A 22,244-nucleotide genomic window follows, 5' to 3' on the forward strand; every position below is an offset into this window, starting at 1 on the left:
TTGGTTTTACCGAGTCAGTTACCCAGCAGATAGCCGCTGCGACACACCTGTTCGCCGGCGACATGGGCGATGACCATGCCGGCCGTGGCCATGCGGCGCACGCTGCGGGCATACAGCAGCCCGGACTGGCGGGTGCGCACGGCGGTCACGCGGTCGCTGAGCGGGTCGATGACTTCGGCGATCAGTTGCCCGGCTTCCACTTGCTGGCCGGGGCGCACGTGATACACCAGTAAGCCTCCCAGGGGTGTCGACACCGGCTCGACGGCAGCCAGCGGTGTGGCGGGTTGTGGTAGCGGCGGCAAGGGCGGGGCGCTGCCCTCGATGACGCCGGCATGGGTCAGGTAGTTGAGGATCGCCTGACTGTCCTGGCTGGCCAGGTCATGGCTGACGTCGGCCTGGCCACGCAGTTCGACGGTCACCGCGACGCTGCCCAGGGGGATCGGGAAGCGTTTGCCGAAACGTTGCTGCAGTTGCCACCAGACCAGGCTGAAGCATTCGTCGAACGACTGCCCGCCGGAGTCGGTGGCCAGCAGGCTGGCCTGGGCACCCAGGTAGCGGGCCAGCGGTTCGACCTGCGGCCAGGCCTCGGGCGTGGTGTAGAGGTGTTCGACGGCCTCGAAATCGCAATGCAGGTCCAGCACCAGGTCGGCGTCGCAGGCCAGCCTTTGCAAGGTCAGGCGCTGGGACTGCAGGGGCGTGTGCGCCGGGTAGGTGTCGAGGCCACGGCGCAGGTATTCGCGTATCAAGGCGAGATTGTGCTCAGGGTCCTGGGTCAGGTGGCCGTCGATCTGGTCGCCGATGCTGTCGGAAAGGTCGACGAACTTGCGATTGAAGTTCTCGCCGCTCTGCAGTTCGAAACGCCCCAGTGGCGAATCGAGCAATACCTGCTCCAGGCCTACCGGGTTGGCCACCGGCACCAGGATGATCTCACGGCGCAGGCGCCCTTGCTGTTCCAGTTCGGCCAGGTGGCGCTTGAGGTGCCAGGCGACCAGCATGCCCGGTAGCTCGTCCGCATGCAGTGAGGCCTGGATGTACACCTTGGCGCCACTGCGTGGTCCGAAGTGGAAGCTGTGCAGCTGGCGGCTGACGCCGGGTACGGGGGAGAGCAGGTCGTGGGTCGAATGGTGCATGGTGGTCCTGGCGGCGTGGCGAAAACAATCTGCGACAAAGATAGAAGCATAAATTTGGCCACTGTGCCTCAACCCGTCGTGTTCAGGCCAGCAGTGCCTGCAAGGTCGCCAGGTCATCGGCTTGCTCCACCGGTTTATCCTGGCGCCAGCGCAGCATGCGGGGGAAACGCACCGCAATCCCGCTCTTGTGTCGCTTGGACAAGGCAATGCCTTCGAAACCCAGTTCGAACACCAGGGTCGGGGTCACGCTGCGCACCGGGCCGAAGGTTTCCACCGTGGTCTTGCGGATGATTGCATCGACTTTGCGCATTTCTTCATCGCTGAGCCCTGAGTAAGCCTTGGCGAAAGGCACCAAGGCACGCTCCGGCGTGCCGGCTGGTGCGTTCCAGACGGCGAAGGTGTAGTCGCTGTAGAGGCTGGCGCGGCGGCCATGGCCACGTTGCGCATAGATCAGCACGGCATCGACGCTGAACGGGTCGATCTTCCACTTCCACCAAAGGCCCATGTCCTTGGTTCTGCCCACGCCGTACAAGGCATCGCGCTGCTTGAGCATCAGGCCCTCGACACCCAGGCTTCGCGATTGTTCGCGCTGAACGGCAAGGTCATGCCAATCCTGCCCTTCGAGCAAAGGCGAAAGCAGTACCGGCGCCAGGGGATAGTCCTCGATCAGACGCTGCAACTGTTGGCGACGCTCGTGCTGGGGACGATTGCGCCAGTCCTCGCCTTGCCATTCCAGCAAGTCGTAGGCCTGCAATACCACGGGCGCATCGGCCAGCAGCTTCTTGCCCAGGGTCTTGCGGCCAATGCGCTGTTGCAGCAGGGCGAACGGCTGCACGGCCGGCACCTCGGCTGTGGCGCCCGGTTTCCAGACCAGGATTTCACCGTCGAGCACGACGCCGTCCGGCAGGCTCTGCGCCAGGCCATGCAGCTCCGGGAAGCGGTCGGTAACCAGCTCTTCGCCGCGCGACCACACCCAAACCTGGCCATCGCGCTTGACCACCTGGGCGCGGATGCCATCCCACTTCCATTCGATCTGCCAGGCACTGGGTGGGCCGAGCAAGGCGTCGAACTGCTCGACGGGTGCCTGCAGGGCGTGCGCTAGAAAGAACGGATAAGGCTGGCCCCCTCGCTGACTGTGTTCATCGGCCGACTCTTCAGCGATCAGCTTGCGGTAGCTGTTGGCGCTGGGGCGATGGCTGATGTCGGTATAGCCGACCAAGCGCTGGGCCACGCGCTTGGCATCCAGCCCGGCCAACTGGGCCAGGGCCCGGGTGACCAGCAGCTTGGACACGCCGACGCGAAAGCTGCCCGTGATCAGCTTCAGGCACAGCATCAGGCTGGGTCGGTCGAGCTTGGCCCAGAGTGGCGGCAGGCGCTGCTGGATCGCGTCGGCGGGCAGGCCGCGAAGCGGTAGCAGATGGGCCTCGACCCAATGGGCCAGACCGTCCTCGTTGCCGTGCGGGTTTTCAGGCAGTAGCAGGGAGATGGTTTCCGCCAGGTCGCCGACGGCCTGGTAGCTTTCTTCGAACAACCAGTCGGGCAGGTCGGCCAGTGTCGTCGCCAGTTCGCGCAGCACGCGGGTGGGCACCAACTGGCGTGGCCGGCCCCCGGCCAGGAAGTACACCGCCCAGGCCGCATCCTCGGCAGGGGCGGCGGCGAAGTAGTCGCGCAGTGCTTCGAGCTTGGCATTGCTGGAGGTGGTCGCATCCAGACGCAAGTAAAGCGCTGCAAAGTCTTTCATGGCTCAGGTTCCGTGGCGGGCGCGTCATCCTCGTCACCGTATTCGGTCACGAATGAGCGGGCATCGAGCCCCTGTTCGCTGAGATAGCGCACCAGTACGTTGACCGAACCGTGGGTGACCATGACCCGTTCGGCGCCGGTCTGGCTGATGGCCCAGAGCAGCCCCGGCCAGTCGGCATGGTCGGACAGCACGAAGCCGCGATCCACCCCGCGACGCCGCCGCGTGCCGCGCAGAAGCATCCAGCCACTGGCGAACGCATCGCTGTAATCGCCAAAGCGGCGCATCCATGTGCTGCCGGCAGCGGAGGGCGGGGCCAGCACCAGGGCTTGGCGCATGAGTGGGTCGTTACGTGGGATGTCGCCGACGTAGCGGGTTGGTGGCAGGTGCACCCCAGCCTCGCGGTACACCTGGTTCAGCGGTTCGACCGCGCCATGTACCAGGACCGGGCCGATGCTCGGGTCCAGTCCGTGCAGAATTCGCTGAGCCTTGCCGAAGGCATAACAGAACAGCACGCTGGCCTTGCCCTGATCACGATTGGCCCGCCACCAGGCATTCACCCCGGTGAAAACTTCGGCTTGGCTGGGCCAGCGATAAATGGGCAGGCCGAAGGTCGATTCGGTGATGAAGGTGTGGCAGCGCACAGGCTCGAAAGGCGCGCAGGTGCCGTCTGGTTCGACTTTGTAATCGCCGGAAGCCACCCACACTTCGCCTGCATGCTCCAGGCGCACTTGCGCCGAGCCCAGCACATGCCCGGCCGGGTGCAGGCTGAGGGTGACGCCGTGGTGATGGATGCGTTCGCCGTAGGGCAGGGGCTGCAGGTCGATGTCCTGGCCCAGACGGCTGCGCAGGATGCCCGCGCCGGGGGCGGCGGTCAGGTAATGCGCGTTGCCCCTGCGGGCGTGGTCGCCATGGCCGTGGGTGATGATCGCGCGTGCCACCGGGCGCCACGGGTCGATGTAGAAATCACCGGGTGGGCAGTAGAGGCCTTCGGGGCGGGTGATGACGAGGTCCATGGCGTGGGCGCTGGGTGGCGGGGTTACCTGTTGAGAGCGGTGCTGCAGGACAGAAGTTCGAGCGGCTGTTTGGGCGAAAACGGCTACCAGCTATTCGGAAATGTGGAAGCGCTTTTCACGTTTAACTATGGGCTCACATTGATGGTGCGCAACAAAAATGTTGCGTGCGACCAGCAAGTGCTGCACATTCAGTGATCAAAGGCCCGTATGAAGTACAGTGAATTTCGCCGGTGGTTACGCGCCCAGGGCGCTACGTTCGTGCCGGCCAAGGGAAGCCATTTCAAGGTTTACCTGGGTAATCGCCAGACGATTTTTCCGGATCATGGTGCCAAAGAGATGGGCGAAGGGCTCAGAAGCAAGATCCTGAAAGATCTGGGCCTGAAACAATGATGAGTTCAGGGGAGCGCACAAGATGATCTTCGATTATCCGGTGATCATTCACCAAGAAGAGGGCAGTTTCTGGATCAGCTGCCCGGATGTGCCTGAGATGGCCAGTGCTGGCGATTCAGTTGAGGAGGCACTGTACGATGCTGTAGATGCCATGGAATCCGCACTCTCTTTCTATGTGGATCAGAAAAAGGCCATTCCACTGCCTGCAGCGCCGTTATCGGATCAGCCCGTTGTACGCCTGCCGGCCCTGACAGCGGCGAAAGCAGCGCTCTGGAACACCATGGTTGCCCAGAAAGTGAGTAAAACCGAGATGGCGCGACGCCTGGGCGTCAACCGTCCTCAAGTCGACCGCCTGGTTGATCTGTTGCACCGCTCAAAGATCGAGCAGGTCGAGCATGCGCTGCATGTTCTAGGTCAGCGCATTGAGCTCGCAGTTGTAGCGGCTTGAGCAAAAACAGAAAGCCGCCAATTCTGGCGGCTTTCTCATCCCTATGCTTACCGACCTGGCACCAACGTCAATCGCTGATTGCCATACGCCCGCCCAAAGTTCTGCGGTTGCAGGGGCAGGCTCATGAACCGTCCCTTGAACCACGCATCCAGCCCATCACTGTAATGCCCGCTGGCCGGGTTGCCGGATTGGCCATTGCTGGTCAGCACCTGCAGTGGCTCTGCCTGCCCGAAGTCGACGACCATGCGTGCCGATGCCGGCAGGCGGGTATCGAAATTGCTGCCCCAGGCATAAGGCGTCAGTGCCAAGGTGCTGAAGTCACCACCCGCGGCCATTGATGAGCGGCTGAGGGCATCGCCCAGGCCATGGTAGGCCGGGGCCGGCCAACGGTACTGGTGCAGTTTGCCCCACTGCCAGGCGCGGCGATCGGCGCCGAGCTGCGCGGTGCCTGCATCCACGGCAGCGGCCAGGCTGCGGGCGAGAATGGCCGGTTTGTCTTCCTTCTGCGGCGTGCTGCGATCATCCCAGAACGGGCTGTCCTCGCGGCCGAGCAGGTGATCGGCCTGGGCCGAATAGGACAGCTGGGCATTGCTGACGAACGCCTGCCATGCCGGGCCGGATTCCGGGCCAAGGTCGTCGAGGAAGGTCTGGCGTGCTACTTCCTGCAGGAACAGCTCATACAACGCCGCATCCGCCGACACCGGGCTCAGGCGGCCATCGAACGCCTTGAGCCGCGCCAGGGCGTCGCGTGCCTTGTCGCCTTGGGCGGGGGGTAGGGCGTTAATGGCCTGCTTGAGCGGCTGGGCCATGCCGGGTGCGTCGAACATCTGCTTGAGCTTGTCCGCCAGCAGCGTTACCTGGTCGTTCTGCAGGGCCATCAGGCTGCGGCTGTCGTGCCGCCCATTGCCGGCCAGCTGGGCCAGGCGTTCTGCGCGCTCGGGGTAGTACCAGGTATTGGACAACTGCATGCCATAGCCCCGTGGCAGGCTGCGCTGGTTGGCGTGGCCGATCCAGCCTTCCGGCGGGTCCTGGTCATAGGGGTGGAGCATCGGGTCGGCGAAGCCATCCCAGTCGTAGCGTCCGTCCCAGCCCGGCGACGGCAACAGGCCTTGGCCTTCGCGTCGGTTGGGGTAACGGCCGCTGACTTGCCAACCAATGTGCTCGGGTTCGGCGAAGACAAAGTTGAGCGCCGCCGCGGCGACTTCGCGGGTGCTGTCGAAGGCGCGCTCTACGGTTTTCGCGCGGGTCAGGTCGAACAGCGCATCGAGGCTGCGATCGCCCTTGAGCTGCGGCAAGTTCAGGGCCAGGCCCAGGCCGGCGTTGCCGGGTTGAGCGAGCAGGGTGCCATGACGGGTGTCGTACATGACTTCCCGCAGCGGTCGCTGGCCGCGGACGAAGAAAGTTTCACTGCGGGCACGGGCCGGCTGCCATTTGCCATCGGCCAGGTAGCTGAGCTGGCTGCCTTGATGGCGCAGTTGCTCCAGGTACAGGTCCTGGTTGTCGGCCATCACCGCGCTGCTGCTCCAGGCCAGCTTGCCGTTATAGCCAGCCAGAACGATGGGCAGCCCTGGCAGCGACAGGCCGGCGACCTGGTACTTGCCGGTGTGGATCTGCACTGGGCTCAGGGCCCAGGCGGCGCGGGTGTCGCTGGCCAGCAGGCTCTTGCCACTGCGGCTGCGCTGCGGGCCCAGGGCCAGGTTGGCCGAGCCGGGGCTGCTGAGCAGGCCCAAGTCGGCGAGCTTCTGGCTGGCCGCGGCCAAGGCTGGCAGGCCTGGCAGCTGGCTGTTCAGGTTCAGGCCCTTGAGTTTTTCAACCTCGGCGTCTGCCAGCGGTTCGTCCGGTGCGCCGGGCAGCAACCACGCCAGTTTGTCGCTGCCCACCTGTTGGGCCAGGGCCAGGGCACTGAGTTCTTCCTGCAGGTTCACCGATTGGCTGAAGGCATACAGGCTGAAAATCAGCGCCGAGTCCTCAGGCTTCCAGTATTCCGGGCGATAGCCGCTGCTGGCGAGGTTGGCCGGCAGCTTGTCGCGGTAGCGGAACAGGTAGGCGTTGACGCCGCGGGCATAGACTTCGAAGAAGCGCTTGAGGCGTGGCGAAGCATCGGCGTAGAGCTGGGTGGCATTCTGCTTGAGGTTAGCCGCTCGCATCAGGCGGTCGATGTCCAGCGCCTCGCTGCCCGCCATTTCCGCCAAACGCCCCTGGGCCAGCAGGCGCATGGCGAGCATTTGCTCGATACGGTCACCGGCATGCACATAGCCGAGGCTGAACAGGGCGTCATGGAAGTTGCTGCTTTCGATCAGCGGCGCGCCCATGGCGTTGCGTCGTACCGACACGTTCTGCGCCAGGCCTTTGAGCGGTTGCACACCGGTGGTCGGTGGCACGCTGTCCTGATAGCCCCCCATCTGGCAGCCGGCAAGCCCGAGCATGCCAAGCAGCGTGGCCGTGCGGGTGAACCGCGGGCGGAAGGGGAAAAAGACGGGGGCGGCCATGACAAGGGCTCCTGCAGGGCGTGGCGGGGTTTGAAAGGCGCTAAGGTAGTGAGCGCGCAGTCGCCGTGCAAGGTGCGTAGAAGCTTTATTTACCAGCGGTCGCCAGCTTCAGGCGCAAAGCCTGAAACTGGCAGCCAGGCACCTGGTCAGGCGCCGTGGCACTTCTTGAACTTCTTCTGGCTGCCGCATGGGCAAGGGTCGTTACGGCCGACGTCCTTCAGGGCGTTGCGAACCGGCTCCTGGTGGCCGTGGTTGCAATGCGGGCCGTGCACATGGCCGTGGTCGTGATCGTGGTGGTGATCATGACCGTGGTCGCAGTCTGGGCCATGAACATGGGGTTGTTGGGTCATTGCAGGGTTACTCCGGTATGAAATCGCCGGGGATTATCTCACCACTGCGCGACAAGTGCAGGTCCCGATGGATGAGCAGCCCGGTAGCCAGTTCACCCTGCAACCGGTAGCGCAGCGGTTGCTCAGTGCGCAACAGCTTGGCCAAGGGCTTGAGCTGCTGCCAGAGGTTGGTCCGTGCGGTGATCTTGAAGGTGCGCCGGGCGTGGCCACCGACACTGCGCCAGATACTCACATCGTCCTCGACCAGCCGCAGGTCGTTGAGCCACAGCGAGTACTCCAGGTTGCGAATGAACAGGCGGCTGTCGTTGGGGTTTTCGATGCGCAGGTGCAACACGAACTCCTGCTCCAACAGGCGCGCCTTGACGGTCTCGACCTTGACCAGGTGCACCTCGGGGTCGCGCCAGTCGTCGTCGCCCCAGATCGCGCAGCCCGTCAGCAAGGCCAGCAGGGCGCCGAGCAGGAGCAGACGGGCTTGGGCGATCATGCTCAGTTACCGAGGTAGCTGGCGCAGCATTTCTTGAACTTCTGCCCGCTGTCGCACGGGCAGGGGTCGTTGCGCCCGACCTTGAGCTCGACGGTCGGGTCGATGAAGTACCAGCGCCCGTCGTGCTGCACGAATGCCGAGCGCTCGCGGTGCTGGTGGTCGCCCTCCTGGTCATGCCAGCGCGCGGTAAAGGTGACGAAGGCGTGTTCGGGCTGGCCGCCGAGCACCTCGGCGTTTTCCACTTCCAGGCCCAGCCAGGTGCTCTGGGCGCTCCAGGCGCTCATGGCGGCACAGTCCAGCCCGGCCTGCTGGGCGGGCAGGGTAGTGGCCACCAGGTAGTCGATCAGGCCCAGCACATAGGCACTGTAGCGCGAGCGCATGAGTGTCTGGGCATCCGGTGCCGGGGTACCGCCGTGGTAGTGCCCGCAGCAGGCGTCGAGCAGGTTGCCGCTGCCACAAGGGCAAACCGAGACACTCATCATCACCACCAATACTTGCCGAAGTTTTCAGGGTTGGCCCAGAACTTGGCATTGAGCCAGTCGGGGACCTGCTTGTAGTCATGTAGATCATAGGTGAACAAGCTCAATACTTGTTCGTCGCGACGGAATTTCTCGCTGGCCGACAGGGCCAGGGCGAAAAAGTCGGTGTCCTGCCAGCCACAGGCAGGCAAATCGGCCAGTACCGCCACGCGGCTGGCATTGAGGTTGCGAATGCCCCCTAGCAGCTCCAGGCCGGTGCGCTTGGGCAGGTGTTCCAGGCAGTCAACCAGTACGGCGAGGTCGAAGCGCTGAGCGGCGAGCGCTGCTGGCAGCGGACCGGGTGCGGCGGTTTCGATGGTCACCTGCGGGTGTGCCTGGGCAAATGCCTCAAGGGCCGGGAAGCGTGTACCCACCAGCAGCAAACGTTGCGGGGTGAAGCGTTCGAGCAGAGCCGCCAGGGCCTGCTGCGGCGTGCGTTGGGAAAAACCGTCGGTCATTGCCAATCCTCGTTCAGGTTGACCAAGACTAGCGGGCCATTGCCTGCGGGCAAAGGGGCATGTGCCGGGTCGTGGCTTATTGCTGGCAGGGATCGATTGCGCGGTCTTTACTCCCAGAGATCGGTCTTATGCCGATTCCCCCTAGGAGAAGCTACAAAATGAGCATAGTACGCACAGCGATACCCCTGGTACTGCTCACCAGTGTGTTGACTGGTTGTGCAGGTTTGCAAAAAACCGACTGGCCGAAGTGTGCTGCCGTCGGGGGCATTACCGGTGCCGGCTTGGGCGCCATCGAAAGTTCATCGTGGGCGGGTTGGGGCGCGCTGCTTGGCGGCGGTCTGGCCGCCGGCTACTGCTGGGCCCACGGCGATGGCGACGAAGACGGTGATGGCGTGCCGGACAGCCGCGACAAGTGCCCGGGCACGCCACGCGGCGTGCAGGTCGATGCCAATGGCTGCCCGCCGGAACCGGCGCCGGTGGTCGAGGAAGTGGTCGTCCAGAAAGAAGAAGTCATCGTCATCCGTGATGTGCACTTCGAGTTCGACTCGGCGCGCCTGACTGCCGCCGACAAGGAGCGCCTGAACACCATCGCCACCCGCCTGAAGCAGGAAGCGCCTAGTGCTCGCCTGAGCGTCACTGGCCATACCGATAGCGTCGGCTCCGACAGCTACAACCAGAAACTGTCCGAGCGCCGCGCTCACTCGGTGACCGAATACCTGATCGAGAGCGGCGTCCCGCGCGCCAGCTTCGTCTCGGTGGTCGGTGCCGGTGAGACCCAGCCAGTGGCAGACAATGCCACGGCCGATGGGCGTTCGATGAACCGTCGCACCGAGATCAAGATCCAGCGCTGACCGCCTGCGCCCGCGCCTTGAGAAGTGGCGCGGGCGCGTCTTTACTCCTGTAAGCCGGTTGCGGCCAACGACACAGGAGCATTCATGATGAGTGTTATGTCAAAGGCGGCGTTGCCGTTGTTGGTGGTCACCAGCCTGCTCGCAGGCTGCGCCACCCACAGCGATGGCAGTGCGCCCCTCAATCAAAGGACCTGGCCGATCTGCAGCCTGCTGGGTGGTCTGGCGGGCGGTGGCCTGGGCGCCATCGAAAGTTCGAGCTGGGCCGCAGGCGGCGGTGCACTGGGGGCCATTGCCGGTGGCCTGATCTGTTACGCCCAGGACGGTGACAAAGACGAAGATGGGGTGTTCGATCGCCGTGACCGCTGCCCCGACACGCCGGCCGGCACGGCGGTCGACCACATGGGCTGCCCGTTGCCGCAGTATCCGCCCAGCCAGCCTGCGCCTGAGCCTCAACCAGCGGTGATCTCCCTCGACGACCAGGGCCAGGTGATGTTCGCGTTCAACTCCGCAGATCTCACTACAGGTAGCCAGCAGCGGCTGCAAAGCCTGTTGCCGAGGCTCAACGAGTTGGGCGTGTCCCGGATCAGGGTGGTCGGCCATACCGACAACGTTGGCTCCGCCAGCTACAACCAGGCACTTTCCGAACGGCGTGCCGCCAGTGTTGCCGAGTACCTGATCAGTCAGGGGATGGCACCGCAGAAGGTCACCAGTGAAGGGCGCGGGGCCAGCGAGCCGGTGGCGGAAAACGACACCGAGGAAGGTCGTGCACACAATCGGCGGGTCGACCTGCACCTCAACTGAGAACGAGAGAGGGGCGGAAAATGAAGTTCATCCTGGGCCTGGGCAAGGTCCTGACGATCGCATTCTGGGGCGTGGTGCTGTTCAACCAACTGATGCCGCAACCCTTGCCGTTGAACCTGTTGATCAATGCGGCGGGCATCGCGTTGCTGGGGCTGCATGTGCTGGAAGTGCTTTTTTTCAATGGCAGCCTGCGTGGGCGTAGCCATCGTTGGTTCGATCGATTGCAGATACTGCTGACGGGGATCTTCCACGTCATGTCGATACCGCGGCAGCCACAGCTGCCGCGGCGTGGCTGACGGGCCTACATCAGCAGTCGCGAGCTGGCCACTGCCACTACCGCCAGCCCCAGCAACAGGTTCACCCCGACCATGCGCCGGATCCGGCCGAGCACTGCCGCCCCCGCTGCCCAGTCCTCGGCCTGCACCGCCGTCTTCAACTCCGGTAACAGCAATGCCTGAATGCGCATGAACAGCGCGAACATGGCGATGCCGCCGCCAATCATCACGTGAATGTACTTGGGAGCCGTCTCGAAACCATTGAAACGCATGTGCAACATGCCGATACCACTTATCGCCAGAATGGCCACCGCCAGCCAGACCCATCGGAAAAAGCGTCGGAAAACTTCCACCCACAGGCGCAGCCGGGCCGGCCCCTCCAGGGCTGCAACCGTTGCAGGGCGTAGCACCAGCCAGGCGAAGAACATGCCGCCGACCCACACCAGGGCGGCCAGGACATGCAATGTGTAGGGTAAGGCAAAGGCGAGCATCTGGATCTCCATGCGGCACAAAGGGCAATAGCGGGGTATGATAGCCGCCCCATGCAAAACACTGAAAATATATCCAGCCCTCCGGGCGCCTGCAGACCATGATCAGCAACGAACTCAAAGCCACCATCCAGGGCGCCTACTCGCGTTTTCTCGAAGCCAAGAGCCTCAAGCCGCGTTACGGCCAGCGCCTGATGATCGCCGAAGTGGCCAAGGTGCTCGGCGACATCGCCTGCGACGAAGAAGGCCGCCGTGCCGGCGAGCCCGCCGTGGTGGCGGTGGAGGCGGGCACCGGTACCGGCAAGACGGTCGCCTACAGCCTGGCCGCGATTCCGGCCGCCAAGGCCGCCGGCAAGCGCCTGGTGATCGCGACCGCGACCGTGGCGCTGCAGGAGCAGATCGTCTTCAAGGACCTGCCCGACCTGATGCGCAACAGCGGCCTGAACTTCAGCTTCGCCCTGGCCAAGGGCCGTGGCCGCTACCTGTGCCTGTCCAAGCTCGACATCCTGCTGCAGGAGGGCCACGCGCAGTCGGCCACTGCCCAGCTGTTCGAGGAAGAGGGCTTCCATATCGAAGTGGACGAGCGCAGCCAGAAGCTGTTCAACAGCATGATCGAGAAGCTGGCCGGCAACCGTTGGGACGGTGACCGCGACAGCTGGTCCGAAGCCCTGGAAGACCAGGACTGGGCGCGCCTGACCACCGACCACAGCCAGTGCACCGGCCGCCATTGCCCGAATTTCCAGCAGTGCGTGTTCTACAAGGCGCGCGAAGGCATGGGCAAGGTCGATGTGATCGTCACCAACCACGACATGGTCCTGGCCGACCTGGCCCTGGGCGGTGGCGCGGTGCTGCCCGACCCGCGTGACACCATTTACGTGTTCGACGAAGGCCACCACCTGCCAGACAAGGCCATCGGCCACTTCGCCCACTATTCGCGGCTGCGCTCCACCGCCGACTGGCTTGAGCAGACGGCCAAGAACCTGACCAAGCTGCTGGCCCAGCACCCCTTGCCGGGTGACCTGGGCAAATTGATCGAGCAGGTGCCGGAGCTGGCGCGGGAAATCCGCACCCAGCAGCAGTTCATGTTCACCCTGTGCGAGCAGGTCGCGGACTTTCGCCCCAGCGAAGATACCGAAGGGCGCGAGCGCCCACGCTATCGCTTCGAGGGCGGCGTGGTGCCTGAGCAGATCCGCGAAGTCGGCATCGAACTGAAAAAAGGCTTTGCCCGCCTCAATGATCTGTTCACCCGCCTGGCCGACCTGCTCAAGGAAGGCATGGACGGCGAGGTCAACATTGGCATCGCCAGCCACCAGGCCGAAGAGTGGTATCCGCTGTTCGGCAGCCTGGTCACCCGGGCCCAGGGCAACTGGGAGTTGTGGGTCGCCTTCACCGCCGAAGACCCGCAAGACAGCCCACCCATGGCCCGCTGGCTGACCCTGGCCGAGAGTGGCGCGCTGTTCGATATCGAAGTCAACGCAAGTCCTATCCTGGCTGCCGAGATGCTGCGCCGCAGCCTGTGGAGTGTGGCCCATGGTGCGCTGGTGACTTCGGCAACCCTCACCGCATTGGGCAAGTTCGACCGCTTCCGCATGCGTTCGGGCTTGCCACGCGACGCCGTGACCTGTGTCGTGCCCAGCCCGTTCGTGCACGGCGACGCCGGCCTGCTGCGGGTACCCGACCTCAAGGCTGACCCGCGCGATGCGGCCGCGCATACCGCCGCGATCATCCGCGAGCTGCCCGCTATCGTCGAGGACGCCCGCGGCGCCCTGGTGCTGTTCTCCTCGCGCAAGCAGATGCAGGAAGTGTTCGACGGCCTGGACCGCGATTGGCGCAAGCTGGTGCTGATCCAGGGCAACCTGTCCAAGCAGGAAACCCTGAACAAGCACAAGGCGCGGGTCGACGATGGCCAGCACAGCGTGCTCTTCGGCCTGGCGAGTTTCGCCGAGGGTGTCGACTTGCCGGGTGCCTACTGCGAACACGTGGTGATCGCCAAGATCCCCTTCGCCGTACCGGATGACCCGGTCGAAGCGGCGCTGGCCGAGTGGATCGAAGCCCGCGGCGGCAACCCGTTCATGGAAATTGCCGTGCCCGACGCCTCGCTGAAGCTGATCCAGGCCTGCGGCCGTCTGCTGCGTACCGAACAGGATCGCGGCATTATCACCTTGCTCGATCGGCGCTTGGTCACCCAGCGCTACGGCAAGGCTATTCTCAATGCGCTGCCGCCCTTCCGGCGGGAGATTTCCTGACGGCCGGAGCATGCTGCTCCGGCCTGTTGTCCATCACTCGGTCGTGGGCTCAAGTGGGCCTTGAAGGAGAGCCTGAGCCCTATGATCCGTCGCACCTTGCCTGCTGTTCTTACCCTGTTGCTCAGCACGCCCTTGCTGGCTGGGCAGCAGACACTGTTCAGCTTCGTGCGCCCGGCCTCAGTGGTCACTGTGGCAACCGAAGGGGCTGGCATGCCGCAGTACAACGCGGAACAGACCACGGAAGGCGAGGTGTTGCGGCGCGTGGTGTTCAACCCGGTCGAACGGCCAACCTTGCGCCTGAGCCCGCAGACGGGCGTGTGGGACTGGTCAGCTGGACAGTTCCTCACCTTGCGCCTGCAGAGCGCCATGGATTGGGCACTGACCGTCGATGTCACGGTGCTGGGCAGCGATGGGCGTACCCTGACCAGCCGCATTGACCTGCCAGCGGGGCCCGCGCAAACCGTCATGGTGCCGCTCAAACCCACATCGCCATTGAGTCAAGGCATGCGCGCCGGCCCGCCGATGCCTTGGGTATTCGAAGGGCAACGCCTCCTGTTGACCAGTAGCGCAGGTGAAATCGACCTCAAGCAGGTCGTGTCCGTCAGCCTGACCATTCCCGCGCCCAAGGTGGCGCAGAACCTGCTGATCGAAAAGGTCGGCATCCAGGATGATGACCTGGCCTACCAGGCGGCCTACCACGCGCTGATCGATACCTATGGTCAGTCCACCCGTGGCCGCTGGCCCGAAAAAATCGTCAACGACGAACAGCTGAAGGCCGCGGACAGCCGTGAGCAGCAGCAACTCAAGGGCTGGTTGGCCGAGCGCCAGAAACAGCCGCTGGATACCTACGGTGGTGTGGTGGCGGGACCTGCGTTCGAAGCCAAGGGCTTCTTCCGTACCGAGAAGCGCGATGGCCGTTGGTACCTGGTAACCCCTGATGGCCACCCGTTCTACTCCCTGGGCGTCAACGCCGTGACCGCTGATGGCGGGCGTACCTATGTCACGGGGCGCGAAGGCATGTTCGCTGCATTGCCGGGCCAAGACGACGCGGCGGCAGCTTTCTATGGCGAAGGCAACAACGACGATGGCAATGCTTCGTCGCAAGGACGCGCCTTCAAGCAAGGGCGTTGGTTCGACTTCTATGCCGCCAACCTCCAGCGCACCTATGGCAAGCCGTGCGCGCACGTGGAGGGGCAACCGGCCGCAGACTGCCCACCGCCTGCGCTGGACAATGCCCGCTGGCAGGCGCATACCCTCGATCGCCTGCAGGCCTGGGGCTTCAACACCCTGGGTAACTGGAGCGAGCCGGCGTTGGCCCAGGCCAAGCGCCTGCCGTACACCTTGCCGCTGTCGATCGTCGGCGACTATGCCAGCATCAGTACGGGCATGGACTGGTGGGGCCGCATGCCCGACCCATTCGACCCGCGTTTCGCCATGGCCACCGAACGTGCCGTGGCCATCGCTGCCCGCGATCACCGCGACGACCCTTGGCTGCTCGGTTACTTCGCCGACAACGAACTGGCCTGGGCGGCACCCGGTAACGACCCCAAGGCCCGCTACGGCCTGGCCTACGGGACCCTGCGCCTGACCACCGATGTGCCGGCCAAGCGCGCGTTCCTCAAGCAGTTGCGCGACAAGTACCGCAACCAGGCGGGCTTGTCCAAGGCCTGGGGTATCGACCTGCAGGCCTGGGAACTGATGGAAGACCCAGGTTTCGAGGCACCGTTGCCCAACCCCGAGCACCCGGAAATCGAGCGTGATTTCCAGTATTTCCAGCAAGTGTTCGCGCAAACCTATTTCAAGACCATCTCCGACTCACTGAAATGGCATGCCCCCAACCATCTGCTGCTGGGGGGGCGCTACGCGGTGAGCACCCCGGAGGCGGTCAAGGCCTGCGCCGAATTCTGCGATGTGCTGAGTTTCAACTTCTATACCCTCAAGCCCGAAGACGGCTACGACTTCTCCCGTCTGGCCGAACTGGACAAGCCCGTGCTGGTGTCGGAATTCCAGTTCGGCTCACGTGACCGTGGGCCGTTCTGGCCCGGGCCTCTTGAGGTGGCGCGAGAAGAAGACCGTGGGCCGGCGTATGGCAACTTCCTCAAGGCGGCGCTGGCCCAGCCGATGATCGTTGGCGCCCATTGGTTCCAGTACCTTGACCAGCCTGCCAGTGGTCGTTTGCTCGATGGCGAGAACGGCCACCTCGGCCTGGTGGCAATTACCGATGTACCGTTTGCGGGCTTTGTCGAAGCGGTACGCAAGAGCAACCTGGCGGCCGTTGGTCAGTTGCACAGCCAGCTGGAAAAGCCAGCCCCTTGAGCGCGCAAAGGCGGTGCAGCCTGTCGCTGAACAATCGGCATGAATTTTCTCCATGACCAGGCTCTGCCCAGTAGGCAAAACCTTTAACTGCTGAAACAATGCACGCCATTTTTCGGCAAGGTCGTACGGAGAGCAGGCGGGTGCAGATCCAGGGTCACTATGAGCTGAAATTCGAGGCAGTGCGCGAAGCGTTCGCCGCCTTGTTCGATGATCCCCAGGAGCGCGGTGCGGCGTTGTGCATCCAGATCGGCGGCGAAACCGTGATCGATTTGTGGGCAGGCAGTGCCGACAAGGACGGCCAGCAAGCCTGGCACAGCGATACCATCGCCAACCTGTTCTCCTGCACCAAGACTTTCACCGCCGTTACCGCCCTGCAACTGGTGGGCGAGGGCAAGCTGGCCCTGGATGTCCCCGTAGCGCGCTATTGGCCGGAGTTCGCCCAGGCGGGCAAGGATGGCATCACCCTTCGACAGCTGCTCAGCCACCGCGCCGGTTTGCCAGCGATTCGCCAGTTGCTGCCGGCGCAGGCGCTGTACGACTGGCAAGCGATGGTCGATGCCCTGGCCGCCGAAACACCCTGGTGGACGCCCGGGACCGAACATGGTTATGCCGCCATCACCTACGGCTGGCTGATCGGCGAGCTGATCCGACGAGCAGATGGACGTGGCCCGGGCGAGTCGATCGTCGCGCGTACCGCGCGCCCACTGGGGCTGGACTTCCATGTCGGCCTCGCGGACGAAGAATTTCATCGGGTGGCGCATATCGCGCGCGGTAAAGGCAATGCTGGCGATGCGGCGGCCCAGCGCTTGCTGCAGGTGACCATGCGTGAGCCGGAGGCGCTGTCGACCCGTGCCTTCACCAACCCACCGGCGATCCTCACCAGCACCAACAAACCCGAGTGGCGGCGCATGCAACAGCCCGCGGCCAATGGCCATGGGAATGCGCGCAGCCTGGCGGGCTTTTATGCCGGTTTGCTCGACGGCAGCCTGCTGGAATCCGAACTGCTCGACGAACTGACCCGCGAGCACAGCCTCGGCCAGGATCGTACCCTGCTGACCCAGACCCGATTCGGCCTGGGCTGCATGCTTGACCAGCCCGATGTTGCCAATGCCACCTTCGGTCTCGGTGCCCGTGCCTTCGGCCACCCAGGCGCCGGCGGCTCGGTCGGTTTCGCCGACCCTGAGCACGATGTGGCCTTCGGATTCGTGGTCAATACCCTTGGCCCTTACGTGCTCATGGACCCAAGGGCCCAGCAGCTGGTACGGGTCCTTGGGACGTGCCTTTGATCGGGTAACGCGGGTATTGCACGGCCCCTTTGTTATCCTCAATGCCAGCGCACTGCGGTGTGCTGGCGAAAATTCTTTCTAATTCATGGTGTATCGCTGATGTCTTCACATAAAACCTTAGCTCTCGCCCTGTGCCTGACCGCCATGACCGGCTGTGCCAGCCATTCTCAGGATGCATCGAAAGGTGGCGCCAGCGCTTGGTGGCCTTTCGGTTCGGACAAGGTTGCAGAGCAGGAAGTGAAGCAAGCCGTCAACGAAAAGGTCGCCAAGGCAGATGCCAAGTCGGAAAGTGCCAGCCGTTGGTGGTGGCCATTTGGCGGTGACGACAAGCAGGCCAAGGGGCCAGTGGTACCGAAGATCGACCAGAAAGCCACCCAGGCATGGCTTGACGAATACGAGCCGAAGCTGCGCGAAGCCATCAAGGACAGCAAGCTGCAACTGGAGCGTCGCGAAAACGTGCTGGCGGTAACCATTCCGGTCGACAGTTCGTACAACCCGGATCGTCCCAACATGCTGCTGCCGATGAGCCTGGGTCCGATCACCCGCGTGGCCAAGGCAGTCGAGGGCGACCCCAAGACCGCCGTGCTGGTACTCGGCCATGCCGACACCAGTGGCGTGGCCGCTACCAACCAGAAACTCAGCCTGGAGCGCGCCGCGTCGGTTTCGGCGATCTTCCGCCTGAGCGGTTTGAAGCGTGACCGCCTGAGCCTCAAGGGCATGGGTGCGGAAATGCCGCGTGCGGCCAACGACAGTCCCGAAGGCCGTGCCCTCAATCGCCGCGTGGAAATGCTGTTGACCCCACAGAACACCATGGTCGCGCTGCTGGCCAAGTACCAACAAGCCGCACCCGCGCCGACCCCGGCCTCCATGGTCGCCGTGCAGGATGCCAAGGCACCGGCCGCCAAGGCTGTCGACAGCAAGCCAGCTGCCAAGTCCGCTGCCAAGCCAGCCGCGAAGAAAGCCGCAGCCAAGCCAGCTGCCAAGTCCACCGCCAAGAAAAAAGCCGCGCCGGCCAAGCCCGCCGCCAAGAAAGCGACTGCTGACAAGAAGTTAGCCGCCAATAGCCCTGCGAAGACCAACTGATCGTCAAGGAAACGCAGCCATGACCCAATCCCTGGCCGATATGCGCCGCGACTACACCCGTGATGGCCTGGCGGAAGCCAAGGCCCCGGAGGAGCCGTTCGCTCTGTTCCACCAGTGGTTTGCCGATGCGGTGAAGACCGAGCAACCCCCGGTAGAAGCCAATGCCCTGACCCTCGCCACCGTCGATGGCGAGGGCCGACCCCATTGCCGCGTATTGCTGCTCAAGGGGCTCGATGACCGTGGTTTCACCTTCTTCACCAATTACGACAGTGCCAAGGGTCAGCAGCTGCTGGCCAACCCCTTCGCCGCCATGACCTTCTTCTGGCCGGCGCTGGAACGCCAGGTGCGTATCGAAGGGCGGGTGGAAAAGGTGACGGCCAAGGAGTCGGACGACTACTACCAGGTGCGCCCTCTGGGGAGCCGCCTGGGTGCATGGGCTTCGCCGCAGAGCCAGGTGATCGCCAGCCGTGAAGAGCTGGAAGGGCTGGTCAAAGCGACAGAGTCGCGCTTCTCCGACACTCAGCCGCATTGCCCCGAGCATTGGGGTGGTTACCGCCTGCTGCCTGAGCGCATCGAGTTCTGGCAAGGGCGTGCCAGCCGCCTGCATGATCGCTTGAACTACCGCCTGGTCGAGGCGCGCTGGCTGCGCGAGCGGTTGGCTCCCTGAGACCTTTGGGGCCGCATCGCGGCCCTTTCCCTATCGCTGCTGTCTCCGGCTGCGCTGTCTGCCAATACCTCGATGCAGTAATCCATGGCTATCCTTGGTCAGACGTTAGAGGTCTGGGAGACCGCCTGTACTTGCTGTATGGGCGCTGAATGAAACCAATTTTGTTACGCCGGCGTCGTGACAGTTGCTTGGGCGCAGCGTCTAATGGACACCTGAATTTATGGAGACTTTACCCATGCGTAAATCCGCTTTGCTGGTGGCGACCTTCACCACCATGTCGTTGTTGCTGGGGGGGTGTGCCTCCAGCCTGACTGGCGACAGCTACTCCCGTGATGAGGCCCGTCGCGTGCAGACCGTGCGCATGGGCACCATCGAGGCCTTGCGTCCGGTCAAGATCGAAGGCACCAAGACGCCGATCGGCGGGGGTGCTGGTGCGATTGTCGGTGGTGTAGCCGGTAGCGCTGTCGGGGGTGGCCGCGGCAGTATCGTCGCTGCTGTGATCGGTGCCGTGGCCGGTGGCCTGGCAGGCTCGGCCGCCGAGGAAGGCCTGACCCGCACCCAGGGTGTGGAGCTCACCGTGCGCGAAGACGACGGCAGCATGCGCGCCTATGTGCAGGCCGTGCAGGAGAACGAAGTGTTCCGTGTGGGCGAGCGCGTGCGCATCATGACCGTCGACGGTACCAGCCGCGTTACGCACTGATAGCAGCAGATAAACAAAAAACCCCGAACGGGCTTGGCCTGTTCGGGGTTTTTTGTTGCCTGCTCCGGCCTCATCGCCGGCAAGCCGGCGATGAGGCCGGAGCAGGCGCTACAACTTATAAACCGAGCATATCCCGCGCGACCGCCTCGGCAATGCGAATGCCATCGACGCCTGCGGAAAGAATGCCACCGGCATACCCCGCCCCTTCACCCGCCGGGAACAGTCCCTTGAGGTTCAGGCTCTGATAATCCGCACCACGCGTGATCCGCAGTGGCGAAGAAGTGCGCGTCTCGATGCCGGTCAGCACCGCATCATGCAGGTTGTAGCCCTTGATCTGCCGATCGAAGGCCGGCAGCGCTTCGCGGATTGCCTCGATGGCAAAGTCCGGCAGGCTCGGCGCGAGGTCGCCCAAAGTTACACCCGGCTTGTACGACGGCTCGACGCTGCCCACGGCGGTGGATGGCTTGCCAGCGACGAAATCGCCTACCAGCTGCGCCGGTGCCTGGTAGTTGCTGCCACCCATCACATAGGCGTGGGCTTCCAGGCGCTCCTGCAGCTCGATACCCGCCAGCGGGCCACCCGGGTAGTCGCGCTCGGGGTCGATGCCCACCACGATGCCGGAGTTGGCATTGCGTTCATTGCGCGAATATTGGCTCATGCCGTTGGTCACCACCCGGCCCGGTTCGCTGGTGGCCGCCACCACAGTGCCGCCAGGGCACATGCAGAAGCTGTAGACCGAGCGGCCGTTCTTGGCGTGGTGCACCAGCTTGTAATCGGCCGCACCGAGTTTCGGGTGGCCGGCATACTTGCCCAGGCGTGCCTTGTCGATCAGCGTCTGCGGGTGTTCGATACGGAAACCGATGGAGAACGGCTTGGCCTCCATGTACACGCCCTTGGCGTGGAGCATGCGGAAGGTGTCACGGGCACTGTGGCCCAGGGCCAGGACCACGTGGCGCGAGTGCAGCTGTTCGCCGCTCTCCAGGACCACGCCAGTCAATTGACCGTCTTCCATCAGCAGGTCGGTGACCTTCTCCTGGAAGCGCACTTCGGCGCCGAGGGCGATCATGTCCTGGCGCATCTGCTCGACCATGCCGGTCAGGCGGAACGTACCGATGTGGGGTTTGTTGATGTACAGGATTTCTTCCGGCGCACCGGCCTTGACGAACTCTTCCAGGACCTTGCGGCCATGGTGGAGGGGATCCTTGATCTGGCTGTAGAGCTTGCCGTCGGAGAAGGTCCCGGCGCCGCCTTCGCCGAACTGCACGTTGGACTCGGGGTTGAGCACGCTTTTGCGCCACAGGCCCCAGGTGTCCTTGGTGCGCTGGCGCACTTCCTTGCCGCGTTCGAGGATGATCGGCTTGAAGCCCATCTGGGCCAGCAAGAGTCCGGCGAAGATGCCGCAAGGGCCGAAACCGACCACGATCGGGCGTTCCTGCAGGTTTTGCGGGGCGTGGCCGACGTACTTGTAGGTGACGTCCGGCGCGACGCCGATGTTGCGATCGTCGGCGAACTTGCTCAGCAGCTCCGCTTCATTGCTGGTTTCAAGGTCGATGGTGTAGATGAACAGCAGTTCGCTGTTCTTCTTGCGGGCATCGTAGCTGCGCTTGAACAGGGTGAAGCCGAGCAGTTGCTCGTCGCGGATGCCCAGGCGCTGAACAATGGCCTCGCGCAGCGCTTCGTCAGGGTGGTCCAGGGGCAGCTTCAGTTCGGTGATTCGTAGCATGGCAGGGTCCAGTATCCCGGCCATGGGCGGCCGGCGGCTTTACACAAACCGCCAAGTATAAGCTGTTCGCCGCCCTGACTGGCAGGATAAAAGCGCCCGGCGATCAGTTGTCGCGTGCACCACCGTAGTAGCCGCAGCCTCGCAGGGTCTGGCCATCGATGCGCAATTCGGCGCGCAGGTGGCGCACCGCACCGGTGGCGCTGTCGACGCAACGTTGCGGTGCTACCCACAGTTCCACGTGTTGGCCGTTGGCTTCACTGCTGAGGGTCAGGCCGCCGCCAGGGACTTCTTCTTCGAGGAAGGGCAGGGGCAGTGGCTCTTTGCCGACACGGTTGAGCACCATGCCCTTGCCACTGGCCTTGATGTCCCACTCCGGCTCATGGCCGCTGGCGCGCAGCGTGAGCTGCTTGAAGTTGGGATCGTCGCAGGCACGGGTGGACGGTTCCAGGCGGTACAGGCGGCGCACTTCCAGCGTACCGTCGTTGTTGGCCTGCTTGCTGCCAGTGAGGTGACCGCGGAGGTCGGCGAACAGCTTGTCCTTGGCGTCGTCGGCCAGGTTGGCGGCTTCCTGGAGGATGCCGGTGGCGCCGACGTCGTTGATCACGAAGGTACGGGCTTCGTTGCAGGGCTTGAACAGCAGATGGCCGCCAGCGGCACTCAGTTCCCCCTGCAGGCGCGTGGTGCCGATGTTCGGGTCGCTGGGTTGCTCTGCCAGGAGCTGGCAGCCGGCGAACAGAGGCAGCAGGGCGGTGAGCAGCAGGGAAGGGGTGAGGCGCATGGAACGGCT

22 protein-coding genes are annotated in these 22,244 nt (G+C 64.0%); 11 read left to right on the forward strand and 11 right to left on the reverse strand.

Going from position 1 to position 22,244, the window contains the following annotated elements:
• Positions 1-14: 14 nt before the first annotated feature.
• The 3 genes from ACIPZG_RS14410 to ACIPZG_RS14420 form a co-directional block, all read right to left on the reverse strand.
• A complete protein-coding gene (locus ACIPZG_RS14410) occupies positions 15-1,130 on the reverse strand; it encodes a succinylglutamate desuccinylase/aspartoacylase family protein (RefSeq protein ID WP_400714724.1) in 1,116 nt (371 codons plus the stop codon).
• Positions 1,131-1,212: 82 nt separating this feature from the next.
• Positions 1,213-2,871, reverse strand: coding sequence for an ATP-dependent DNA ligase (locus ACIPZG_RS14415; RefSeq protein WP_400714727.1), 1,659 nt, complete (start codon positions 2,869-2,871; stop codon positions 1,213-1,215).
• Positions 2,868-3,884 (reverse strand): ligase-associated DNA damage response exonuclease, encoded by a 1,017-nt coding sequence (locus ACIPZG_RS14420; RefSeq protein ID WP_400714729.1) that lies wholly within the window; start codon positions 3,882-3,884, stop codon positions 2,868-2,870. The genes ACIPZG_RS14415 and ACIPZG_RS14420 overlap by 4 nt, the downstream gene beginning before the upstream one ends.
• A 207-nt stretch (positions 3,885-4,091) precedes the next feature.
• Here ACIPZG_RS14420 and ACIPZG_RS14425 point away from each other — a divergent pair, with 207 nt between their 5' ends.
• Complete coding sequence (locus tag ACIPZG_RS14425) at positions 4,092-4,274, forward strand: type II toxin-antitoxin system HicA family toxin (protein ID WP_400640874.1); 183 nt, start codon at positions 4,092-4,094, stop codon at positions 4,272-4,274.
• Positions 4,275-4,296: 22 nt separating this feature from the next.
• Positions 4,297-4,722, forward strand: a complete 426-nt coding sequence (locus tag ACIPZG_RS14430; protein WP_400640875.1) for a type II toxin-antitoxin system HicB family antitoxin — start codon at positions 4,297-4,299, stop codon at positions 4,720-4,722.
• 47 nt (positions 4,723-4,769) lie between these two features.
• Here the strand turns inward: ACIPZG_RS14430 and ACIPZG_RS14435 are convergent, their stop codons facing one another.
• The 5 genes from ACIPZG_RS14435 to ACIPZG_RS14455 all read right to left on the reverse strand — a co-directional run bounded on the left by ACIPZG_RS14435 (position 4,770) and on the right by ACIPZG_RS14455 (position 9,021).
• Positions 4,770-7,211 carry a penicillin acylase family protein gene (locus tag ACIPZG_RS14435; RefSeq protein WP_400714732.1) on the reverse strand — a complete coding sequence of 814 codons (2,442 nt, stop codon included), beginning with the start codon at positions 7,209-7,211 and terminating at the stop codon, positions 4,770-4,772.
• 146 nt (positions 7,212-7,357) lie between these two features.
• Positions 7,358-7,561 (reverse strand): SEC-C metal-binding domain-containing protein, encoded by a 204-nt coding sequence (locus ACIPZG_RS14440; protein WP_008090658.1) that lies wholly within the window; start codon positions 7,559-7,561, stop codon positions 7,358-7,360.
• Positions 7,562-7,568: 7 nt separating this feature from the next.
• Complete coding sequence (locus tag ACIPZG_RS14445; protein ID WP_008090641.1) at positions 7,569-8,045, reverse strand: LEA type 2 family protein; 477 nt, start codon at positions 8,043-8,045, stop codon at positions 7,569-7,571.
• Between the two features lie 2 nt (positions 8,046-8,047).
• A complete protein-coding gene (locus ACIPZG_RS14450) occupies positions 8,048-8,524 on the reverse strand; it encodes a YchJ family protein (RefSeq protein ID WP_400714735.1) in 477 nt (158 codons plus the stop codon).
• Positions 8,525-8,526: 2 nt separating this feature from the next.
• Positions 8,527-9,021, reverse strand: coding sequence for a DUF6231 family protein (locus ACIPZG_RS14455; RefSeq protein ID WP_400714738.1), 495 nt, complete (start codon positions 9,019-9,021; stop codon positions 8,527-8,529).
• 158 nt (positions 9,022-9,179) lie between these two features.
• On the opposite strand from ACIPZG_RS14455, the gene ACIPZG_RS14460 reads away from it, so the two are divergent.
• The 3 genes from ACIPZG_RS14460 (at position 9,180) to ACIPZG_RS14470 (ending at position 10,969) form a co-directional block, all read left to right on the forward strand.
• A complete protein-coding gene (locus ACIPZG_RS14460) occupies positions 9,180-9,872 on the forward strand; it encodes an OmpA family protein (protein ID WP_400640883.1) in 693 nt (230 codons plus the stop codon).
• An 87-nt stretch (positions 9,873-9,959) separates the two neighbouring features.
• Positions 9,960-10,673: an OmpA family protein gene (locus ACIPZG_RS14465; protein ID WP_400714741.1), complete on the forward strand. Its 714-nt coding sequence runs from the start codon at positions 9,960-9,962 to the stop codon at positions 10,671-10,673.
• Positions 10,674-10,693: 20 nt separating this feature from the next.
• A complete protein-coding gene (locus tag ACIPZG_RS14470; RefSeq protein WP_400714744.1) occupies positions 10,694-10,969 on the forward strand; it encodes a DUF1145 domain-containing protein in 276 nt (91 codons plus the stop codon).
• A gap of 5 nt (positions 10,970-10,974) precedes the next feature.
• Here ACIPZG_RS14470 and ACIPZG_RS14475 read toward each other — a convergent pair whose 3' ends face one another.
• Positions 10,975-11,439: a CopD family protein gene (locus tag ACIPZG_RS14475; RefSeq protein ID WP_008090634.1), complete on the reverse strand. Its 465-nt coding sequence runs from the start codon at positions 11,437-11,439 to the stop codon at positions 10,975-10,977.
• A 98-nt stretch (positions 11,440-11,537) separates the two neighbouring features.
• On the opposite strand from ACIPZG_RS14475, the gene dinG reads away from it, so the two are divergent.
• The 6 genes from dinG to ACIPZG_RS14505 all read left to right on the forward strand — a co-directional run bounded on the left by dinG (position 11,538) and on the right by ACIPZG_RS14505 (position 19,734).
• Entirely contained in the window at positions 11,538-13,682 is a 2,145-nt protein-coding gene (gene dinG, locus ACIPZG_RS14480) for an ATP-dependent DNA helicase DinG (RefSeq protein ID WP_400714747.1), read from the forward strand.
• An 81-nt stretch (positions 13,683-13,763) separates the two neighbouring features.
• Positions 13,764-15,998: a beta-agarase gene (locus ACIPZG_RS14485; RefSeq protein ID WP_400714750.1), complete on the forward strand. Its 2,235-nt coding sequence runs from the start codon at positions 13,764-13,766 to the stop codon at positions 15,996-15,998.
• A gap of 140 nt (positions 15,999-16,138) precedes the next feature.
• Entirely contained in the window at positions 16,139-17,284 is a 1,146-nt protein-coding gene (locus tag ACIPZG_RS14490) for an EstA family serine hydrolase (RefSeq protein ID WP_008090630.1), read from the forward strand.
• Between the two features lie 99 nt (positions 17,285-17,383).
• On the forward strand, positions 17,384-18,367 hold the full coding sequence (locus tag ACIPZG_RS14495; protein WP_008090629.1) for an OmpA family protein: 984 nt from the start codon (positions 17,384-17,386) through the stop codon (positions 18,365-18,367).
• A gap of 19 nt (positions 18,368-18,386) precedes the next feature.
• Complete coding sequence (gene pdxH, locus ACIPZG_RS14500) at positions 18,387-19,034, forward strand: pyridoxamine 5'-phosphate oxidase (RefSeq protein ID WP_400714754.1); 648 nt, start codon at positions 18,387-18,389, stop codon at positions 19,032-19,034.
• Positions 19,035-19,269: 235 nt separating this feature from the next.
• Entirely contained in the window at positions 19,270-19,734 is a 465-nt protein-coding gene (locus tag ACIPZG_RS14505) for a glycine zipper 2TM domain-containing protein (RefSeq protein WP_400714757.1), read from the forward strand.
• Positions 19,735-19,849: 115 nt separating this feature from the next.
• Here ACIPZG_RS14505 and ACIPZG_RS14510 read toward each other — a convergent pair whose 3' ends face one another.
• Both ACIPZG_RS14510 and ACIPZG_RS14515 read right to left on the reverse strand, forming a co-directional pair.
• Positions 19,850-21,457 carry an NAD(P)/FAD-dependent oxidoreductase gene (locus ACIPZG_RS14510; protein ID WP_400714760.1) on the reverse strand — a complete coding sequence of 536 codons (1,608 nt, stop codon included), beginning with the start codon at positions 21,455-21,457 and terminating at the stop codon, positions 19,850-19,852.
• A gap of 103 nt (positions 21,458-21,560) precedes the next feature.
• On the reverse strand, positions 21,561-22,235 hold the full coding sequence (locus ACIPZG_RS14515) for a COG3650 family protein (protein WP_400714763.1): 675 nt from the start codon (positions 22,233-22,235) through the stop codon (positions 21,561-21,563).
• Positions 22,236-22,244 lie beyond the last annotated feature (9 nt).

The sequence above is a fragment of the Pseudomonas sp. NPDC089395 genome (genome assembly GCF_044749525.1).
Lineage (GTDB): Bacteria > Pseudomonadota > Gammaproteobacteria > Pseudomonadales > Pseudomonadaceae > Aquipseudomonas.

What these genes read in the sequence shown, in the direction of transcription:
- ACIPZG_RS14410 (WP_400714724.1), bottom strand. Translation starts at nt 1,130, where the DNA reads ATGCACCATTCGACCCACGACCTGCTCTCCCCCGTACCCGGCGTCAGC.
- ACIPZG_RS14415 (WP_400714727.1), bottom strand. Translation starts at nt 2,871, where the DNA reads ATGAAAGACTTTGCAGCGCTTTACTTGCGTCTGGATGCGACCACCTCC.
- ACIPZG_RS14420 (WP_400714729.1), bottom strand. Translation starts at nt 3,884, where the DNA reads ATGGACCTCGTCATCACCCGCCCCGAAGGCCTCTACTGCCCACCCGGT.
- ACIPZG_RS14425 (WP_400640874.1), top strand. Translation starts at nt 4,092, where the DNA reads ATGAAGTACAGTGAATTTCGCCGGTGGTTACGCGCCCAGGGCGCTACG.
- ACIPZG_RS14430 (WP_400640875.1), top strand. Translation starts at nt 4,297, where the DNA reads ATGATCTTCGATTATCCGGTGATCATTCACCAAGAAGAGGGCAGTTTC.
- ACIPZG_RS14435 (WP_400714732.1), bottom strand. Translation starts at nt 7,211, where the DNA reads ATGGCCGCCCCCGTCTTTTTCCCCTTCCGCCCGCGGTTCACCCGCACG.
- ACIPZG_RS14440 (WP_008090658.1), bottom strand. Translation starts at nt 7,561, where the DNA reads ATGACCCAACAACCCCATGTTCATGGCCCAGACTGCGACCACGGTCAT.
- ACIPZG_RS14445 (WP_008090641.1), bottom strand. Translation starts at nt 8,045, where the DNA reads ATGATCGCCCAAGCCCGTCTGCTCCTGCTCGGCGCCCTGCTGGCCTTG.
- ACIPZG_RS14450 (WP_400714735.1), bottom strand. Translation starts at nt 8,524, where the DNA reads ATGAGTGTCTCGGTTTGCCCTTGTGGCAGCGGCAACCTGCTCGACGCC.
- ACIPZG_RS14455 (WP_400714738.1), bottom strand. Translation starts at nt 9,021, where the DNA reads ATGACCGACGGTTTTTCCCAACGCACGCCGCAGCAGGCCCTGGCGGCT.
- ACIPZG_RS14460 (WP_400640883.1), top strand. Translation starts at nt 9,180, where the DNA reads ATGAGCATAGTACGCACAGCGATACCCCTGGTACTGCTCACCAGTGTG.
- ACIPZG_RS14465 (WP_400714741.1), top strand. Translation starts at nt 9,960, where the DNA reads ATGAGTGTTATGTCAAAGGCGGCGTTGCCGTTGTTGGTGGTCACCAGC.
- ACIPZG_RS14470 (WP_400714744.1), top strand. Translation starts at nt 10,694, where the DNA reads ATGAAGTTCATCCTGGGCCTGGGCAAGGTCCTGACGATCGCATTCTGG.
- ACIPZG_RS14475 (WP_008090634.1), bottom strand. Translation starts at nt 11,439, where the DNA reads ATGCTCGCCTTTGCCTTACCCTACACATTGCATGTCCTGGCCGCCCTG.
- dinG (WP_400714747.1), top strand. Translation starts at nt 11,538, where the DNA reads ATGATCAGCAACGAACTCAAAGCCACCATCCAGGGCGCCTACTCGCGT.
- ACIPZG_RS14485 (WP_400714750.1), top strand. Translation starts at nt 13,764, where the DNA reads ATGATCCGTCGCACCTTGCCTGCTGTTCTTACCCTGTTGCTCAGCACG.
- ACIPZG_RS14495 (WP_008090629.1), top strand. Translation starts at nt 17,384, where the DNA reads ATGTCTTCACATAAAACCTTAGCTCTCGCCCTGTGCCTGACCGCCATG.
- pdxH (WP_400714754.1), top strand. Translation starts at nt 18,387, where the DNA reads ATGACCCAATCCCTGGCCGATATGCGCCGCGACTACACCCGTGATGGC.
- ACIPZG_RS14505 (WP_400714757.1), top strand. Translation starts at nt 19,270, where the DNA reads ATGCGTAAATCCGCTTTGCTGGTGGCGACCTTCACCACCATGTCGTTG.
- ACIPZG_RS14510 (WP_400714760.1), bottom strand. Translation starts at nt 21,457, where the DNA reads ATGCTACGAATCACCGAACTGAAGCTGCCCCTGGACCACCCTGACGAA.
- ACIPZG_RS14515 (WP_400714763.1), bottom strand. Translation starts at nt 22,235, where the DNA reads ATGCGCCTCACCCCTTCCCTGCTGCTCACCGCCCTGCTGCCTCTGTTC.